Source organism: Pseudolabrys sp. Root1462 (assembly GCF_001426945.1).
GTDB lineage: Bacteria > Pseudomonadota > Alphaproteobacteria > Rhizobiales > Xanthobacteraceae > Pseudolabrys.
Map to the genome: position 1 here is coordinate 209,426 of NZ_LMFS01000003.1, position 18,533 is coordinate 227,958.

The window sequence follows — 18,533 nt, forward strand, 5'->3', positions numbered from 1 at the left end:
ATCAATCCTCGGCGCCGTTTCTGGCGAGTTCGAGCGCGCGCTGATAGACCTCGCGGCGCGCCCGGCCGGTCGCCGAGGCGACTTCGCTGACGGCATCCTTCACGGATGTGCGTGTGAGCGCGTCGCGCAACATCGCATCGATATCGGCATCGGCGGTTTCCTCTTCCGCCGGCGGCGCGATGACGATCACGATCTCGCCGCGCGTTTCTGCGCCTTCGGCATAGTCGTGCGCCAGCGTTGCAAGATCGCCGCGGCGAATCTCCTCGTGCAGTTTTGTGAGTTCGCGGCAGAGCGAGGCCTGCCGCGGCCCCAGACCCGCAGCAAGATCGGCCAGTGAAGCCTCGACGCGCGGTCCGGTTTCGAACAGCACGAGCGTCGCCGGAATAATCGCAAGCTCGGCGATGCGCTTCTGCCGTGCTGCCTGCTTCGGCGGCAGGAAGCCCTCGAAGAAAAAGCGGTCGGTCGGCAGACCCGCGAGCGACAACGCCGTCAGCACCGACGACGCACCGGGCACCGCTGTAACATTGTGACCCGCCTCGACCACGGCGCGCACCAGCCGGTAACCGGGGTCCGACACCAGAGGCGTCCCGGCGTCCGACACCAGCGCCACCGCCTGGCCCGCGGCGAGCCGCGACAGGATCTTCGGCAAGGCCTCGTCCGAATTGTGTTCGTGATACGCCGTGAGTGGCGCGGCGATGCCATAGCGCTCGGTCAGCTTGCGGGTGACCCGGGTGTCTTCGCAGGCGATGACGTCGGCCGCTGCCAGCGTCGCCAGAGCCCGCAGGCTGATATCCGCGAGATTGCCGATCGGCGTCGCCACCAGATAGAGCCCTGGCGCGAGCGCGGGGGCGTCGATCATGGTGCCCATCGGGGCGTAGTGGCGCGCGGCTTTTCGTTCGTCCATGCCCGGCACTTTAGCCCGTCGGCGCACCGGTGCGTGGTTTTGTGCGGCTTTTTGCGCAGCACGAATGAGTCGCCCGCTTGGTATCGTGGCAGGGCAGGCGGCAAAAGGCTCGAATTCCTCTATCTTTTCATTGCCTTAACTTTTGCGGGACAAAATGGCGTTTAGCCATTAGGACTGACAGGGGGGTCGGTCTGGGACGAGGGAACGGGGTTATTGCGAATTCGATCTGACAGGCAGGGCATCACCCGCCGCCGTCTCGTAATTGTGGGCGGCTTTGCCGCGGCATCGCTGGCGCTTGCCGGATGCACCGGAGGCGCGCTCGATCGCCTCGACAGCCCGCAGCCGCAGCCACAGCAGCCGGCCGGTGAGCCTGCCCAGCCGTCGCAGATCGGCAGCGGGCAGATTCGCGTCGGCCTGATCCTCCCGTTGTCAGCGCAGGGCAATGCCGGTGTCGCGGCGTTGTCGATGAAGAACGCGGCCGAAATGGCCCTCGCCGAATTCAAAGAACCGAACATCCAACTGCTGGTTAAAGACGATGGCGGCTCGCCGCAGGGCGCGCAGGCCGCGGCGCAGCAGGCACTCGCCGAAGGCGCCGAGATTATCATCGGACCGCTGTTCGCGCAGTCGGTGAGCGCGGTCGGTGCCGTGGCGCGCGGGCGCAACATTCCGGTCATCGCATTCTCGACCGATGCCAGCGTGGCGACGCGCGGCGTTTATCTGCTCAGCTTCCTGCCTGAATCGGACGTGAGGCGCATCGTCGATTTTGCGGTGTCGCGCGGCAAGCGGTCGTTCGCTGCGCTGTTGCCGGACAATGCCTACGGCACGGTGATTGAAGCTGCGTTCCAGCAGGAAGTGGCGCGCCGTGGCGGCCGCGTTGTGGCTCTCGAGAAGTATCCGCTTGATCCGGCGCGGATGGGCGAGGCGGTACGCCGCGTGGCGCAAGCGGCAAGCCGTGCCGACGCGTTGTTTATTCCGGATGGCGCCGACGCCGTGCCGCAGGTGGTCGCGCAGCTCGAGACCAATCGCGTTAACCTGAAACGGCTGCAATTGCTGGGCACCGGGCTGTGGGACGATCCGCGGATCTTCAGCAATGCCTCGCTCGCCGGCGGCTGGTACGCCGCGCCTGACGCGGCGGGCTTCCGCAGTTTCGCTCAGCGCTATCGCGGCCGTTACGGACAGGAGCCGGTGCGCACCGCGACGCTGTCTTACGATGCGGTGGCGCTGGTCGCCGCGTTGGTGAAGACGCAGGGCACGCAGCGCTTCAATGAGCAGATCCTCACGACGTCGTCGGGTTTTGCCGGCATCGACGGTGTATTCCGCTTCATGCCCGATGGCACCAACGAGCGCGGCCTTGCCGTGCTTCGCGTGGCGCCTGGCGGCGGCCAGGTGGTGAGCCCGGCGCCGAAAGCGTTCTAGTTAAGCCGCCAGATCAGCCACCACCGCGTCGAGCAGCGGGAAGCCGGATGGCGTCACGCGCAGGCGGCCATTGTCCATGGTCTCGACCGCGCCGCCATCCATCAGGAATGCCAGCCGGCGCGGATCGAGTGAGCGGCCGGACAAGGCGGTGAAGCGTTTGGGGTCGATGCCTTCGGTGAGACGCAGCCCCATCAGCAGGAATTCATCGGCGACTTCGCCGGGCTGCAAGGCTTCATCGACGGTGAGTCCGATGCCGTTGGTGTCGATCAGATCGAGCCAGGCTTCCGGTTTGCGCTCGGTCTCGGTGGCGTAGCGGCGGCCGTCGACATTCAAGCGGCCATGTGCGCCGGGACCGATGCCGGCATATTCGTGACCGCGCCAATAGACGAGATTGTGCCGGCACTCGGCGCCGGGGCGGGCGTGATTGGAAACTTCGTAAGCCGGCAGGCCGGCATCGGCGCAGACCTGCTGCGTCAGATCGTAGAGATCGCGGGCAAGACCTTCCGCCGGTATCACCAGTTTGCCTGCCTTGTGCAGGCCGAAGAACGGCGTGCCCGGCTCAATGGTCAGCTGATAGAGCGACAGATGCTCGGCAGCTTCGGCAATGGCTCGATTGAGTTCGAGCGCCCAGCCCTCGATCGTCTGCCGCGGCCGCGCGTAGATGAGATCGAACGAGTAGCGATCGAAGATCGAGCGCGCCACAGCGATGGCGGCGAGCGCTTCGTCGGCGCTGTGCAGGCGGCCGAGTTCTTTCAGCGACTGATCGTCGAGCGCCTGCACGCCGAGTGACACGCGATTGACGCCGGCGGCGCGATAGCCGCGGAACCGCGTCGCCTCGACGCTGGTCGGATTGGCTTCGAGCGAAATCTCCGCGCTGCCGGCGAGCGTCCAGTTCTTGCCGATGGCGTTGATGATGCCTTCGACGGTGGACGGCTGCATCAGCGACGGTGTGCCGCCGCCGAAGAAAACCGACGACACCGTGCGCGTGCCGATGCGCGCCGCGGTGGCCGCGATCTCGCTTTCGATGGCGCGCAGATAGCGCGTCTCGTCATAGCCGCCGTGGCGGACATGGCTGTTGAAGTCGCAGTACGGGCACTTCGACAGGCAGAACGGCCAGTGGACGTAAACGGCGAAGTCTTGATGAGGCGCGATGGTATTGGTTAACGACATCTTAAGACTATAGGCGCGCAACGCGGTTCCCGCCAGTAAAGACGTATCTTCGCTGCGGACAAGTATTTAAAATTGTAACGAATTCACGCGCGCAGGCACGCCTTCGCCAGCATCACGAAAGCCCGTGCGCGATGCGACAAACCCATGCCCTTGGGCGGCAATCCGTGTTTTTCGTCCGCCGTCATCTCGCCGAAGGTGCGTTCATGACCGTCGGGCAGGAATAGGGGATCATAACCAAACCCCGCCGTCCCCTTCGGCGGCCAGACGATGACGCCGTCGACGCGGCCTTCGAATTCTTCCGTGTGGCCGTCTGGCCAGGCGAGACAAAGCGCGGCAATGAAATGCGCGCGGCGTTGTTCCGGCGCAGTCGCGCCCTTCTCGACGAGCAGCGTCTGAATCTGATTCATCGCGCCGCGGAAATCCTTGTCGGGACCAGCCCAGCGCGCCGAGTAGATGCCGGGATCGCCCCCGAGTGCATCGACGCAGAGACCGGAGTCGTCGGCGAAGGCCGCTTGGCCGGTCGCCTTAGCCGCCGCCATGGCCTTGATGCGTGCATTGGCGGCGAAGGTCGTGCCGGTCTCTTCCGGCTCCGGGAGATTGAGTTCGGCGGCCGATGTCGCGGCGATCCCATGCGGCGCGAGCAGGTCGCGCATCTCGGCGAGTTTGCCGGGGTTGTGCGTGGCGATAACAACCGATCCGGAAAGCTGACGTTCGGTCATGAACTAGCCGACGGCCATCTTCTGCAGTTCGATGAGCTTGCCGGTGCCCTTGCGGGCCAGGGCGAGGAGCGCGAGCAACTGCTCTTCGCTGAACGGTTCCTTCTCCGCGGTGCCCTGCACCTCGATGATGTTGCCGGTGCCGGTCATGACGAAATTGGCGTCGGTATCGGCTTCCGAATCCTCGGCGTAATCGAGGTCGAGCACGGCGGTGCCGCGGAACACGCCACACGACACCGCGGCGACGTGATCGCGCAGCACCTTGGCGTCGCCCTTGAACATGTCGCGCGTCTTCATCCAGGCGATGCAGTCGGCCAGCGCCACCCAGGCGCCGGTGATCGACGCGGTGCGGGTGCCGCCATCGGCCTGGATCACGTCGCAATCGATGGTGATCTGACGCTCGCCGAGCGCCTGAAGATCGACGATGGTGCGCACCGAGCGGCCGATCAGGCGCTGGATTTCCACGGTGCGGCCGCCCTGTTTGCCTGACGCGGCTTCGCGGCGGGTGCGGCTATGGGTGGCGCGCGGCAGCATGCCGTATTCGGCGGTCACCCAACCCTTGCCCTGACCCTTGAGCCACGGCGGCAGACGCTCCTCGAGGCTGGCGGTCACCAGCACGTGGGTTTCGCCGAATTTCACGAAGCAGGAACCCTCGGCGTATTTGACGACGCTTCGTTCCAGCGACACGGCGCGCATTTCATCCGGCTGGCGCTGGCTGGGTCGCATGGATCGAAACTCCTCAATAATCCGACAAAATCGTCGCCGCCGAGCCTTGTAAGTGTGCCCGGCGGCGACGGCAAGCCCGGATTATTTGGCCTTTTCGATCGCCGTGACGATGAACTGGCCGTTGACGTTGTCGGCGTCGAACTTGATCTTGTCGCCGGCCTTCACCTTGTCGAGCAGGCTCTTGTCCTTAGCGGTGAAGACCATGGTCATGCCTTCGTCCATATCGAACTTTTTGATCGGCCCGTGCTTGATGGTGATCTTGCTCGCCGCGGTATCGACCTTGGTCACCGTGCCGTCGATCAGCGCGGTTTGCGCCCAGCTCGACGTGGCGAGAACCACGCTGACGAGAGCGGCGATGGCGGCGTTCTGAAAATGCTGTCTCATGTCTGTTACCTTCCGTTGTGAATTACTTGACGCTGGCGGTGCCGTGCATGCCGGCTTCGTAGTGACCGGGAATCAGGCAGGCGAATTCGAACGTGCCGGTCTTGTCGAACCGCCACAGGATTTCCGCGCTCTTGCCGGGCTCGATGCTTTTGGCGTTCGGATCGTCGTGCTCCATGTCCGGAAATTTCATCATCAATGCGCCGTGCTTCTTGTTGTCCTGCATGGTGGCGAGCGTGAACTCGTGCTTCAGCGCGCCCTGGTTCTGAAGGACGAAGCGCACCTGCTCGCCGCGCTTCACCTCGATGCGATTGGGCACGTAGCGCATGCCGTCGGCATCGTCCTGAATAATGACGGTGACGGTGCGCGCCGGCTTCTTCGGGTCACCCGGCTTGCCCGCCGAATATTCTCCGTCATGGGCATGCGCGGCGGCGAGGCCGGCCATGAGCGCGACTGCGGCGAGGGATATCAGTTTCATCTGCAGTTCTCCTTCGATTGATCAGTGCGAGTTGTGATTGTTCGAGCCCGGCTTCACGACGGTGAAGCCGGCAGGCGTGGAGGATGAGGGCGCATCGCTGCGCCGTTGCGGCGCCGGCGCATCGGTCACCTGATGGGCGACGGTGCCGGCCGGATGCTTGTAGGGTCCGGGATCCTTGTAATCGTCGGCGGCAAGCCCCTCGCGCACCTTGACCACCGAGAACATGCCGCCCATTTCCAGCGGCCCGTATTGGCCAAAGCCGGTCATCATCGGCAGCGTGTTGTCGGGCAACGGCATTTCCATCGAGCCCATTTCCGCCATGCCTTCCGAACCCATCGGCATGTAGTCCGGCATGAGCTTGCGCAGCGTCTTGGTGAGATCCTTCTGCGGCGTGCCGATGAAGGTTTTCACCTCGTGGCCCATCGCATTCATGGTGTGATGCGATTTGTGGCAATGAATGGCCCAGTCGCCGGGGTCGTCGGCGACGAATTCGATCGCACGCATGCCGCCGACCGGAATGTCGGTCGTGACCTCGGGCCAGCGCGCGCTTTCGCGCACCCATCCGCCATCGGTGCCGGTGACCTCGAAATGCGGCCCGTGCATGTGGATCGGGTGATTGGTCATGGTCAGGTTGCCGACACGGATGCGCACGCGGTCGCCCTGGCGCACCGCCAGCGGATCGATTCCGGGAAACACGCGACTGTTCCAGGTCCACAGGTTGAAGTCGGTCATGGTCATGACCTTCGGCAGCGCCGTGCCGGGCTCGATATCGTAGCTCGACATCAGGAAGACGAAATCGCGATCGACGCGATGCTCGTTCGGATCGCGCGGATGCACGACGAAGAAGCCCATCATGCCCATCGCCATCTGCACCATCTCGTCGGCATGCGGGTGGTACATGAACGTGCCGCTTCGTTTGGCGACAAATTCATAAGCGAATGTCTGTCCCGGCTTGATGTGCGGCTGCGTCAGGCCGCCGACGCCGTCCATGCCGTTCGGCACCGGCATGCCGTGCCAATGCACGGTGGTGTGCTCCGGCAGCTTGTTGGTGACGAAGATTCGCAGCCGATCGCCCTCGACGCATTCGATGGTCGGTCCGGGCGACTGGCCGTTATAGCCCCACAGCCGCGCCGTCATGCCCGGGGCGAATTCTCGCTCGACCTTTTCGGCGACGAGATGAAACTCCTTCCAGTCGCCGTTCATGCGCCACGGCAGAGACCAGCCATTGAGCGTGACGACCGGGTGATAGTCCGGTCCGCTTGATGGCCGCGGTGGCGGCTGCATGGTCGGTGAGTTGCTCGTCGCGGCTTCCGGAATGGCAGCGGCCTGCACGCGGCCACTGACGGCCGCGGCGCCGACGAGCATGACCGAAGAGCCCAGCAGATTGCGTCGTGAGATCATGATCGTTCTCCGTTCAATGCTCTTCGCCCTCGGCGCCCGCGGGGGCGCCGGCTGCTGCGATTTCGGTATTCGACGAATTGCCGCCGATGATCGCGGCCGACAGATCGGTACTGGCGAGCCAGAAGTCGCGCTGGACTTCGGTTGCCGTGACGCGCGCCGCGATCTGCTGCCTGATGTCGGACAGCAGCGTGAAGACGTCGATCTGCATGGCGCCGTAACGCAGCATCTGCTCGTCCGACATCGCCTTGCGCAGCGGCAGCACGTCACGCGCATAGCGTTGCGCCAGATCGTAGTTGAGGCGATAGGCGCGATAGGCCTCGCGCGTCTGCGAGCGGACATCCACCGCCTTCTGCGCCAGCCGGTTGACCGCCTGCATGTAGCTCTGCTCGGCCTCGCGCGTTCGCGCTTCGCCGAAATCGAACAGCGGCACTTCGAATTTCACGGTGAAGCCGCGACTGTGCGAGTGTTCGCCGGTCTCCCTGTTGTCCGTGATCTTGTCGGCGTAGCCGGCTTCGAGCACGTTTACGAAGCGTGTGGCATTGGTCAGCCCGTAGGACTTGGCGAGCGCTTCGACATCGAGGCGGGCTGTTTGCAGATCGACGCGCTCGTCGAGCGCCTTCTGTTCGGCTGCCTGCAATGTCGGCGGCCGCGCCGGCAGGCCCGGCAGGGCGGTCGGCAGCTTGAGCGCAAGATGATCGTCCATGAGGCCGAGCACGCGGATCAGCCGTTCGCGTTCCGATGAAGCGCGCAACTCGGCGCGGGTCAGATCGGCGGACAGTTCGGCGTGCAGCACCTGCTGACGCGACAGATCGAGCTTGCTCATCGCGCCGCTGTCGCGCATGCGGCGCGACAATTCGGCGGATGTGGTGGAAGCGCCACTGGCTTCCTTGAACAGTTTCGCGACCTGTTGCGCGGCGACCGCGCGATAATAGGCGCGCCGTGCGTCAGCGGCCGTTCGCAGCGTCTCCAGGGCGGCGGTCATTTGCGCCTGACGGAAGCGGATATTGGCGATCTCCGTCCGCGCCGGCAGCGTCGCCAGTGCGAGGATACTGCCGACGATCTGCCGCTCCAGTTCGATTTCCGGGGCGCCGGAAAGCCGGGTCAGTTCGAAGGACGGCCGGGGCGGCAAGGATTGTTGCACGCGGACGGCATCGGCAACGCCCAGAGCGTTATAGGCGGCCTGCAAACCGCGATTGTTGACCAGCGCGATCTGAACCGCGGCGTCGGCGGACAACGGCTTGCCGAGCAGGCGAGCGACACGGGCGCGAACAGCCGCCGCGTCGCCTTCGCTTTGCGTGACGGCGATATCCTTGCCCAAATGGCGTGCGGCGATTTCCGTCGGCAGACTCATGCCGCCGTCGGGCGCCAGCGTCGCACACGCCGGCAGCGTCAGAAGACTCGTCAGCAGAAGGCCGCTTTTCGTGAAGCGCCATCGCGTCGCCTGCCGCCCAAAGGCAGCCGGCCGCGAACAATGTCGGGATGGCATCGCATCTCCTCGTCCATCGAATTGATAACGGGCGCGCCACGGCCGTCAGGCCGCAGTCGTGCCGGTACTCAGATCGACAGGAGATTGCGTGGAGGACGATCGATCGGGTCGGAACTGTGACCGAGCAGGTGCGCGACGCGCAACTGGCTCAAAGCAGAGACCTGCATCAGTGGTTCGGCGATCGGGGCGACGTGCGGGGTCAGCGCCGTAAAGCACAAGGTGCCGCAGCATTTGCCCGTCATGCCATGGTCGTCCGCGGCGGCCGGGGCCGGGTGCGAGGCATGATCGGCCGCCATCTGGTCGTGGGCGTGATGCGACCCGGCTTGTTCCGCCTCTGAGATCGTCAGGCAATGGGCCGCGGCATCGGTAAAGGCGAACGCGGCGGCCGGCGCGGCGACACCCAGCGCATAGAAGACGAGCGCGACGATTGCCGCCTTTCTTCGCCAGGATTTGGTAAACAGAGCCAGCATACCGCCCGCAAATATCCCTTGCCGCACCGGCGACCGGCACAAAATGGCACTGTTGCCAGTTGGCGCGCAAGTCCCGACTTGATCAAGCGCACGACGATGTCCAAATTTAGTCCGTAACCAGAGAGGTTTACAGGTGGCGTCCCAAGACGTTCCGATCGGTTCCTCGCATGTCAGCCTCGCGGCGCTGAATGAGCGCTCGCGTGAGATTTTCCGCTCGATCGTCGAGAGCTATCTGGCGACCGGCGAACCGGTCGGCTCGCGTAATTTGGCTCGTATCCTGCCGATCACCTTGTCGCCGGCCTCGGTTCGCAACGTGATGTCGGACCTCGAGCACCTCGGTCTTATCTTCGCGCCGCATACTTCGGCGGGCCGCCTGCCGACCGAACTGGGCCTGCGTTTCTTCGTCGATGCGCTGATGCAGGTCGGCGATCTCACCGAAGACAACCGCCGCTCGATCGAAGCCCAGGTCGCCGGCGCCGGCACCGCCAAGTCTCTCGAAACGGTGCTCACCGAAGCTTCGCAGATGCTGTCGGGGCTGACGCGGTCGGCCGGCGTGGTGCTGACGGCGAAAGCCGATACGCGAATGAAGCACATCGAGTTCGTACGGCTGGAGCCGGAGCGGGCGCTGGCGGTGCTTGTTGGCGAGGACGGGCAGGTTGAAAACCGCGTGCTCAACGTGCCGGCCGGTCTGCCGGCCTCGGCGCTGACCGAGGCAGGCAACTTTCTCAACGCCCATATTCGCGGCAAGACCCTGTCCGAACTGCGCACCGAAATCGAAGCGGCACTGACGCAGGGTCAGGCCGAGCTCGACCAGCTGACGCAGAAGATCATCGCCGCGGGGTTGGCGAGCTGGTCCGGCGGCGACACCGGCGCGCGCCAGCTCATCGTGCGCGGTCACGCCAACCTGCTCGAAGACCTGCACGCGCTCGAGGATCTCGAGCGGGTGCGCTCGCTGTTTGACGCGCTGGAGGCGCAACGCGGCGTCATCGATCTGCTGGGCCGGGCCGAGCGCGGCGATGGCGTGCGCATTTTCATCGGCTCGGAGAACAAGCTGTTCTCGCTGTCGGGCTCCTCGACCATCGTCGCGCCCTACCACGATAATGCCGGCCGTATCGTCGGCGTCATCGGCGTGATCGGCCCGACGCGGCTCAACTATGCCCGCATCATTCCCATGGTGGACTATACGGCGCGGGTGGTGAGCCGGCTTTTGTCCGGTTCTGGCCACTAAAGATGCTGGAAATACAGGATTTTTCGACGAATCGGATTGGAAAAGCTTGATTTTTCGGGCTCCAGCCCTGATATCCGGGGCATACCCCCAGGTTTAAGAAGTGGATTGAGACGATGACGGACCCGACCGCGCGTAATGCTGAGAACGCGAGCGCCGAGACCGAGAATACGGCCGCCGAACCGGCGCCGCGTCCGGAATTCGCCGAGCAGCCCGATCCGGTAGCCGAGGCCAAGCGCGAAGCCTTCGAATACAAGGACAAGCTGCTGCGCACGCTGGCCGAGATGGAAAATCTGCGCAAGCGCACCGAGCGCGAAGTCGCCGATGCGCGGCTCTATGGCATCCGCAAGTTTGCGCTCGATGTGCTGAACGTCGCCGACAACATGCACCGCGCGCTGGGGACTTTGTCGGCGGAAGCGCGCGAAGCCGCCGATGCGGCGATCAAGGGCGTGCTCGAAGGCGTCGAACTCACCGAGCGTGAATTGCTGAAGACGCTGGAAAAGAACGGCGTCAAGAAATTCTCGCCGGAGGGCGAGAAGTTCGATCCCAACATACACCAGGCGATGTACGAAGTGCCGAACGCCGATGTGCCGGCGGGCCACGTCGCCCAGGTCATTCAGTCCGGCTACATGATCGGCGATCGCGTCCTGCGTCCGGCGCTGGTCGGCGTGTCGAAGCCGCAAGCGAAACCGGCGGCCAAGCCGTCCGCCAATGAAAATTCGCCCACGGGCGATGCTGGCAAATAAGACGAACGGTTATCGATGAGCACACGCGGCGCCCCTTGCGGGCGCCGTTTGTTTTTGGCCGTGACGCTGACGCGAAATTCACCGCGTGCGGTTTCGATGCTGAGGCAAGGCGTTAGCGGTCTTCTTCGGATTGGAATAATTCCAGCTCCTTGCGACACGCGTCCCGCCAGTTTTGATTCGTTATAAACTACTGATTTCATTGATATTTTCCTTGACGACGACGGCCACGGCGAACACTGTCCGGCGAAATTCCCTGCGACAGGAGGCCGCATATGCCGACATCATCTTCCCTCACGTCTTCGCCTTGGCGCTTCAAACAACTGGGCTGCGCGGCCGCGCTGTTCGCACTCGCTGCTCTGTCAGGCACGGCGCAGGCGGCGTCGATGAAGGACGGTGCCAAGGCCTACGAGCCGTTCATCGCCGAGAACATCGGCAAGGCCATCGCCGGCGCCAAGGAGATGCAGGCCGCGGTCAAGGCCGGCGATCTCAAGGCGGCGCAGGACGCCTGGATCAAGTCGCGCAAGGGCTGGGAAGTGATGGAGCCGGTGACCGGCACCTACTTCGGCGAGTTCGACAAGACCGTCGATCCGTGGCCGAACGCCAAGAGCGGCTACCACGCCATCGAGGCCGTGCTGTTCTCGGCCAAGAAGACCGACGACCTCGACCAGCCGATCGCCGAAATGCTGGCGAACATGGACAAGTTCGAAAAGCGTCTCAACGACAAGAAATTCGCCTTCGCCCCGCAGAAGCTGCTCGAGGGCACCGCCAACCTCGCTTACGAGGTCGGCGAGGAGAAGTCCGGCGGCGGTGAATCGCCCTATGCCGCGACCTCGATCATCGACATGCAGCAGAACGTCGCCGGCATCGAGTTCGCCTGGAACACGATCTTTGCCGATACGCTGAAGAAGAAGGATGCCAAGCTCGCCGGCCTGATCGACGAGCGCACGCAGAACCTCAAGAAGCTCGTCGGTGTCGCCGACATCAAGAGCATGGACGCCAAGAAGGTCCATGTCGGCGGCGAGGAGCTCGCGGCGCTGATGCTGCAGGCCGCGCCGAAGCTCGGCCTCAAGCCGTTCAAGGTCGGCGACGAGGACGAGGAAGGCGCCGACAAGGCGAAGTAATCGAACAAAGGCCGTCGCCGGCATCCGGCGGCGGCCTTGTCGCGGCAGCGAGCCCCAGAGGATCAGTCATGCGCTTCGGACCCACCCAGGCCACGGCCGTCGGCGGCTTTATCGGACTGGCGATGTCGCTCGCGGCGGCGCACGCCACGCCGGTCGTGAGCCAGGACGCGACGTTGCCGGTCGGCAGCGAGTTGAACGAGCAGCTGCTCGACCAGCCGACCGAGCTGTTCGCGGCCGAGCAGGCTGGCGGCAAGCGCTCTCATCTTTTCAACCTCGGCGACATGCTGTTTTCCTCGTCGGCGATTTTCGGCGGCAAGGCGGCCGATGCCGGCATGAGCTGCAACAGCTGTCACCAGCAGGGCGCCAGCAACCCGAAACTGTTCGTGCCCGGCCTGTCGAAAAAGCCCGGCACGTTCGACACCACCGGCGCGCTGTTCAACGCCAAGGCCGACAATGGCGTGTTCGACCCGGTCACGGTGCCGAGCCTGCGCGGCGACAAGTTTCTCGCGCCCTATGGCCATGATGGCCGCTTCGCCTCGCTGCGCGACTTCGTCCGCAACGTGATCGTCAACGAGTTCGCCGGCCCCGAGCCGTCGGGCCAGACGCTCGACGCGCTGATCGCCTACATCCACGAGATCAGCTTCCTGCCCAACGCCAAGATGACGTCGGACGGTCATCTGACGGGCAAGGCATCCGATGCGGCGCGGCGCGGTGAAGTCGTCTTCAACAAGCCGTTTCCGAGCAATGCGTCGATGAGCTGCGCGACCTGCCACGAGGCCAACGCCGCCTTCGTCGATCACAAGGTGCACGACATCGGCACCGGCGGTTTCTTCAAGACCAAAACGCTGGTCAACGCCAAGTTCAACGCGCCGTACTTCCACGACGGCCGCTTCGACAATTTCGACGAGGTGGTGGGCTACTTCGACAAGCACTACGACCTTGGCCTGACCAAGGACGAGCGCGCCGATCTGGTCGCCTATCTCGATGCGATCGGCGATGCCGACACGCCGTTCACGCCGAACACGGTGCAGGCCGAAGTCGACGAGCTGTCGCAGTTCGCCAGCGTGCTCGATGTCGCCATCCCATCGCGCGACAAGGAAGTCATTCGCCTTGCCGTCGATTCGGTGGGCGCGGAATGGCGTGAGGTCGGCGAGAATTTCCCTGACCGCAAGGATACCAGCGTCGAGGGCGGGCTCACCGAGCGGCTGAAGGCGCGCGCCGGCGTGCGCGATCTGGTGCTGACCTTGCGGCAAGTGGCGATGGCCGCGGAGGCCGACGATTTCACCGAGGCGGCGCGGCTATACGGCGAGTATCGGCAGGCCGTGGCCACCGTCACGCCGTATCTGAAAACCGCCGAACAATGGTCTCTTTACAATCCGCGGGTACACGAGAAGCATTTCGCGGCGCTGCGCCAGCTCGCCGAATTGGCCAAATAGAATCGACGAACCGGATTGACCTTTGTGTTATACTATAACATAACACGATTTCCTACGAACACGAAGCGGGGGCATTGATGCGAGGCGCAATTCGGATGGATCGGTTCGGTCGTCGCTTGGCGGCAGCCATTACGATCGCGACCATTGGGGCCGGATCCGCCGGCACTGCGCTCGCCAAGGATCAACCCAAGCCGGCGCCGTCGATCTGGGAGCGCGATACGCTGACCGGCGATTGGGGCGGCGGGCGCACCGCACTCAAGGAAAACCAGGGCATCGACATCACGCTGAACTACATCGGCGAGACCTTCGGCGTCCTGTCCGGCGGCCTGAACCGGCGCACGAGCTACGAGGGACGGTTTGAGTTCTCGGTCGATACCGACCTGTCCAAGCTCGTCGGCCTCAACGGCGCGACGACGCATTTCACGATCTATCAGATTCACAACAGCGGTTCGAACCCAGCGCAGAATGTCGGTTCGATCGCCGATCCATCCAACATCGACGCGCTGTCGACGACGCGGCTGTTCACGCTGTGGTACGAACAGAGCTTCGCCGACCGCTTTTCGCTGCGTGTCGGCCAACTCGCGGCCGACGATGAATTCATTACCAGTCCGACCGCTGCCGGCCTGATCAACGGCACCTTCGGCTGGGCCGGCATTCTCGCATCCGACATGTTCAATGGCGGCCCGGCCTATCCGCTCGCCACGCCCGGCGCCCGGCTCAAGGTCAACGCGACTGACAATGTCACCGTGCTGGCCGCGGCCTTCGCCGGCAACCCCGCCGGCAAATCGACCTGCACCGTGACGGCGCAGGAGTGTAATGAAAACGGCCTGAACTTCGGCCTCACCGGCGGCGCGCTGTACATCGGCGAAGTGCAATACGCGGTGAACCAGGGCAAGGACGCCACCGGCCTGCCTGCGACTTACAAACTCGGCGGTTGGTATGCGACGACCGACTTCGCCGACCAACGCTTCGGCGTCAACGCTGCCGGCGCGACCGTGCCGCTCAGCGACCCGAGCATGACCGGCCCGCTCAACCATAATGGGAATTGGGGCATTTACGGCGTCGCCGACCAGACCGTGCTGCGCCGGGGCGATACCGCATTGAGCCTGTTCGTGCGCGGCGGCCTGTCGCCGTCGGATCGCAATCTGCTGTCATATTACATCGATGGCGGCGCCGGCATTAAAGGCCTGTTCGCCGGCCGTTCCGACGACACCCTCACCTTCGGCGTGGCATACGCCAAGGTCAGCAAGGATGCGGCTGCCGCCGATATCGATGCCGGCAATACAGTCGTGCGCGACCACGAGGTCGTGTTCGAAGTGAGCTATGCCGCGCAGATCGCGCCGTGGTGGATCTTGCAGCCGGACCTGCAATACATCGTGCATCCGGGCGGCAACGTCGCCGACCCGAACGATCCGAACGGCGGCGCCGTCAAGAATGCGCTGGTTGCCGGGCTGCGCTCAACGATCAAGTTTTAGTCCTCGTCATTCCGGGGCGCAGCGAAGCTGCGAACCCGGAATCCAGCGGCCCCGTCAGCGCTCTCGTTTCTGGATTCCGGGTTCGCGGGCTGGCGCCCGCACTCCGGATGACAGCTCAGCCCCGCGGCTCGACACCGTCGCGCACGGCGCGGAAGCGGTTGAACAAGTCATCCCATCGGGCCTCCGAAGAGACGCCGACGATGCGGACGAAACCTGAGCCGCCGAAGCGCACCCATTGCACGAGCTTCACCGGCTTGCCGTTGACGCTCTCGGCTTTGGCGCGGATTTCATGGCCGGGACCGTTCGAGATGCGCTGCGGTTCAGAACCCTGGATCTGCAAATTGCGCAGCGGCGCCTGCGACAGCAGATCGGCGGCGAAGCGGCCGCGATCGCCGCTCTCCGGCGCGCCACGTCCGATGGACACGATCACGTAGGGATTGCTGGTGATGTCGTCGCTGTCGCCGTCGATCAGGATGACGCCGCCTGAGGGCATTACCGTCAGCACACGGAAGCCGGCCATGTCCTTGAGCTTGAACGGCAGCAGCCCGAGCTGCTCCGTCAGCGGAGTTGGCCGGAACGTAACGCTACGCAAGGCGGCGCGGACAACCGCCTCGCTGTAAACATTCAGGGCATCGTCCGGCACCTGCACGCTGACGAGGGCTGCCAGATCGGGCACGGCGCCGGTGGCGGAGGATGCGATCAGAAACCATTTATGAACCTTGGCGCCATTTTCGGTCGCGACGCCGCTGACCAGAACGCCGACGCCGTTCTCGAACGGAAACGCCTCGCGCTTGAGATCCTGCACCTCGGTCTGCGTCTTGGCGAAAGCCGAACGCTCGAGGCCTTCGAGCGCAGCGATCGGCATGTCGAGGATGGTGATGGCGACCTTGCGGTCGGCGTCTTCGAAGCCGGGGAAACGGGTCGAAATCTTCAGATCGCCCGGCACCGTCAGGCCGACGCGCAGGCCGGGCGGGAACACGGTCTCGGCGGCGGCCGGCCGGGGCGCCTGCAAAACCAGCGCGGCGATGGTGAGCAAAATTGCGAGCGTTCGACGCAGCATGAATCCGGTCATTTCCATGGTTGAGCCGGGTCAGGGAGGATGCCCGGCCGGCCGGTGCAGCAACCTATAGATAGCCGTTCCGGCCGGCTTTTTCGCGGCCGAGAAGGCGGTTAGCTCCCAATTTCGTGATCCGCCCGCTTGCGGCCCCCATGCCCCCTCCTATATGAGCTTCGAGCCGCTGAAACGGCGGTTATCGCTTATCCAGGGGGCTGGATCAGGGGCATTCGCGGAAGAGCCGCGAACCCATTTTCGGGCGCCAGATAATCCGAGGGGGTTAACCCCAGAGGTTTGAGGGCCCGTCCGGTCTGCCGCAATTGAGAGGTGTTCAACATGGGCAAGGTCATCGGAATCGACCTCGGCACCACCAACTCCTGCGTTGCCGTGATGGAGGGCAAAGCGCCCAAGGTCATCGAGAACGCCGAGGGCATGCGTACCACGCCATCGATCGTCGCCTTTACCGACGACGGTGAGCGACTGGTCGGCCAGCCGGCCAAGCGCCAGGCGGTCACCAATCCGGAAAAAACGATCTTCGCGGTCAAGCGCCTCGTCGGGCGCCGCTACGATGACCCGATCATCGAGAAGGACAAGAAGCTCGTCCCTTACAAGATTACAAAGGCCAGCAACGGCGACGCCTGGGTCGAAGCCGACGGCAAGCAGTATTCGCCGTCGCAGATCTCGGCCTTCATTCTGCAGAAGATGAAGGAAACTGCCGAAGCGCATCTCGGCCAGAAGGTCGATCAGGCCGTCATCACCGTTCCCGCCTACTTCAACGACGCGCAGCGCCAGGCGACCAAGGACGCCGGCAAGATCGCGGGTCTTGAAGTTCTCCGCATCATCAACGAGCCGACCGCGGCGGCGCTCGCTTACGGCCTCGACAAGGCCAAGCAGGGCATTATCGCCGTGTACGACCTCGGCGGCGGCACCTTCGATATCTCGGTGCTCGAAATCGGCGACGGCGTGTTCGAAGTGAAGTCCACGAACGGTGACACGTTCCTGGGCGGCGAAGACTTCGACATGGTGCTCGTCAATTATCTCGCGGCCGAGTTCCAGAAAGAGCAGGGCATCGACCTGCGCAAGGACAAGCTCGCGCTGCAGCGTCTGAAAGAGGCCGCCGAAAAGGCCAAGATCGAGCTGTCGTCGACGACGCAGACCGAAGTCAACCTGCCGTTCATCACGGCGGACGCTTCCGGTCCGAAGCATCTGACGATCAAGCTGACGCGCGCCAAGCTCGAGGCCCTGGTCGACGAACTCATCCAGCGCACGATCGAGCCGTGCCGCAAGGCGCTCAAGGACGCGGGTGTCACCGCGGGCGAAATCAACGAAGTGGTCCTCGTCGGCGGCATGACGCGCATGCCGAAGGTGCAGGAAGTCGTGAAGCAGTTCTTCGGCAAGGAGCCGCACAAGGGCGTCAACCCGGATGAAGTCGTCGCCATCGGCGCGGCGATCCAGGCCGGCGTTCTGCAAGGCGACGTCAAGGACGTGCTGCTGCTCGACGTGACCCCGCTCTCGCTCGGCATCGAAACGCTGGGCGGCGTGTTCACCCGCATCATCGACCGCAACACCACGATCCCGACCAAGAAGTCGCAGACTTTCTCGACCGCCGAGGACAGCCAGAACGCGGTGACGATCCGCGTCTTCCAGGGCGAGCGCGAGATGGCGGCCGACAACAAGATGCTCGGCCAGTTCGATCTCGTCGGCATTCCGCCGGCGCCGCGCGGCATGCCGCAGATCGAAGTGACCTTCGACATCGACGCCAACGGCATCGTCAACGTGTCGGCCAAGGACAAGGCGACGAACAAGGAGCAGCAGATCCGCATTCAGGCGTCGGGTGGTTTGTCCGAAGCCGACATCGAGAAGATGGTCAAGGACGCGGAGTCTCACGCCGAGGAAGACAAGAAGCGCAAGGCGGCGGTCGAAGCCAAGAACCACGCCGAAGCTCTGGTCCACTCGACCGAGAAGGCGCTCACCGAGCACGGCTCCAAGCTGGGCGACACTGAGCGCTCCGCGATCGAGGATGCGATCGCCGACCTCAAGGAAGCCCTGAAGGGCAGCGACGCCGACGCGATCCAGCAGAAGACCAATGCGCTGGCGCAGGCCTCGATGAAGCTCGGCGAAGCCATCTATCAGCAGCAGCAGGCCGGCGCTGCCGGCGGCGCGGAAGCTGAGAAGAAGGACGACGTGGTCGACGCCGAGTTCACCGAAGTCGACGACGACAAGGGCGGCAAGAAGTCGGCCTAAGGAGTCCCTGACACGAAACCCGAAGACCTCGTTCTGAGATGCGCATCATGCGGATCGCGGGACGAGGTTTTCAAATGTCCGGCG

Annotated in this window: 17 protein-coding genes; 7 read left to right on the plus strand and 10 right to left on the minus strand. The window is 64.2% G+C overall.

Features of this window, described 5'->3' with window-relative positions; genetic code table 11:
- Nucleotide 1: 1 nt before the first annotated feature.
- Nucleotides 2-868, minus strand: a complete 867-nt coding sequence (gene rsmI, locus ASD45_RS17690) for a 16S rRNA (cytidine(1402)-2'-O)-methyltransferase (protein ID WP_244485564.1) — start codon at nt 866-868, stop codon at nt 2-4.
- Between the two features lie 255 nt (nt 869-1,123).
- On the opposite strand from rsmI, the gene ASD45_RS17695 reads away from it, so the two are divergent.
- Nucleotides 1,124-2,320, plus strand: coding sequence for a penicillin-binding protein activator (locus tag ASD45_RS17695; protein WP_156381005.1), 1,197 nt, complete (start codon nt 1,124-1,126; stop codon nt 2,318-2,320).
- Here the strand turns inward: ASD45_RS17695 and hemW are convergent, their stop codons facing one another.
- From hemW to ASD45_RS17735, 8 genes are all read right to left on the minus strand, one after another.
- On the minus strand, nt 2,321-3,490 hold the full coding sequence (gene hemW / locus ASD45_RS17700) for a radical SAM family heme chaperone HemW (RefSeq protein WP_056913010.1): 1,170 nt from the start codon (nt 3,488-3,490) through the stop codon (nt 2,321-2,323).
- 83 nt (nt 3,491-3,573) lie between these two features.
- The gene (gene rdgB / locus ASD45_RS17705; RefSeq protein WP_056913011.1) at nt 3,574-4,209 is read right to left on the minus strand and encodes an RdgB/HAM1 family non-canonical purine NTP pyrophosphatase; all 636 of its coding nucleotides are present in this window, start codon (nt 4,207-4,209) and stop codon (nt 3,574-3,576) included.
- 3 nt (nt 4,210-4,212) lie between these two features.
- Nucleotides 4,213-4,932 carry a ribonuclease PH gene (gene rph, locus ASD45_RS17710; protein ID WP_056913012.1) on the minus strand — a complete coding sequence of 240 codons (720 nt, stop codon included), beginning with the start codon at nt 4,930-4,932 and terminating at the stop codon, nt 4,213-4,215.
- Nucleotides 4,933-5,013: 81 nt separating this feature from the next.
- Nucleotides 5,014-5,316, minus strand: coding sequence for a copper-binding protein (locus ASD45_RS17715; protein ID WP_056913013.1), 303 nt, complete (start codon nt 5,314-5,316; stop codon nt 5,014-5,016).
- Nucleotides 5,317-5,338: 22 nt separating this feature from the next.
- The gene (locus ASD45_RS17720; RefSeq protein WP_056913014.1) at nt 5,339-5,791 is read right to left on the minus strand and encodes a cupredoxin family protein; all 453 of its coding nucleotides are present in this window, start codon (nt 5,789-5,791) and stop codon (nt 5,339-5,341) included.
- Between the two features lie 21 nt (nt 5,792-5,812).
- The gene (locus ASD45_RS17725; RefSeq protein WP_056913015.1) at nt 5,813-7,192 is read right to left on the minus strand and encodes a copper oxidase; all 1,380 of its coding nucleotides are present in this window, start codon (nt 7,190-7,192) and stop codon (nt 5,813-5,815) included.
- Nucleotides 7,193-7,205: 13 nt separating this feature from the next.
- A complete protein-coding gene (locus ASD45_RS17730) occupies nt 7,206-8,543 on the minus strand; it encodes a TolC family protein (RefSeq protein WP_162249458.1) in 1,338 nt (445 codons plus the stop codon).
- A gap of 203 nt (nt 8,544-8,746) precedes the next feature.
- Nucleotides 8,747-9,148 carry a hypothetical protein gene (locus ASD45_RS17735; RefSeq protein ID WP_056913016.1) on the minus strand — a complete coding sequence of 134 codons (402 nt, stop codon included), beginning with the start codon at nt 9,146-9,148 and terminating at the stop codon, nt 8,747-8,749.
- Between the two features lie 133 nt (nt 9,149-9,281).
- On the opposite strand from ASD45_RS17735, the gene hrcA reads away from it, so the two are divergent.
- The 5 genes from hrcA (at nt 9,282) to ASD45_RS17760 (ending at nt 15,151) form a co-directional block, all read left to right on the plus strand.
- The gene (hrcA, locus tag ASD45_RS17740; RefSeq protein ID WP_056913017.1) at nt 9,282-10,376 is read left to right on the plus strand and encodes a heat-inducible transcriptional repressor HrcA; all 1,095 of its coding nucleotides are present in this window, start codon (nt 9,282-9,284) and stop codon (nt 10,374-10,376) included.
- 113 nt (nt 10,377-10,489) lie between these two features.
- Nucleotides 10,490-11,119, plus strand: a complete 630-nt coding sequence (gene grpE, locus ASD45_RS17745; RefSeq protein ID WP_056913018.1) for a nucleotide exchange factor GrpE — start codon at nt 10,490-10,492, stop codon at nt 11,117-11,119.
- A gap of 272 nt (nt 11,120-11,391) precedes the next feature.
- On the plus strand, nt 11,392-12,240 hold the full coding sequence (locus ASD45_RS17750; protein ID WP_056913019.1) for an EfeM/EfeO family lipoprotein: 849 nt from the start codon (nt 11,392-11,394) through the stop codon (nt 12,238-12,240).
- A 68-nt stretch (nt 12,241-12,308) separates the two neighbouring features.
- On the plus strand, nt 12,309-13,676 hold the full coding sequence (locus ASD45_RS17755) for a cytochrome c peroxidase (protein WP_056913020.1): 1,368 nt from the start codon (nt 12,309-12,311) through the stop codon (nt 13,674-13,676).
- A 116-nt stretch (nt 13,677-13,792) separates the two neighbouring features.
- Nucleotides 13,793-15,151 (plus strand): carbohydrate porin, encoded by a 1,359-nt coding sequence (locus tag ASD45_RS17760; protein ID WP_244485517.1) that lies wholly within the window; start codon nt 13,793-13,795, stop codon nt 15,149-15,151.
- Nucleotides 15,152-15,266: 115 nt separating this feature from the next.
- Here the strand turns inward: ASD45_RS17760 and ASD45_RS17765 are convergent, their stop codons facing one another.
- Complete coding sequence (locus ASD45_RS17765) at nt 15,267-16,211, minus strand: hypothetical protein (RefSeq protein ID WP_156380966.1); 945 nt, start codon at nt 16,209-16,211, stop codon at nt 15,267-15,269.
- Nucleotides 16,212-16,541: 330 nt separating this feature from the next.
- Between ASD45_RS17765 and dnaK the strand changes: the two genes are divergently transcribed.
- The gene (dnaK, locus tag ASD45_RS17770; protein ID WP_056913584.1) at nt 16,542-18,449 is read left to right on the plus strand and encodes a molecular chaperone DnaK; all 1,908 of its coding nucleotides are present in this window, start codon (nt 16,542-16,544) and stop codon (nt 18,447-18,449) included.
- Nucleotides 18,450-18,533: the final 84 nt, after the last annotated feature.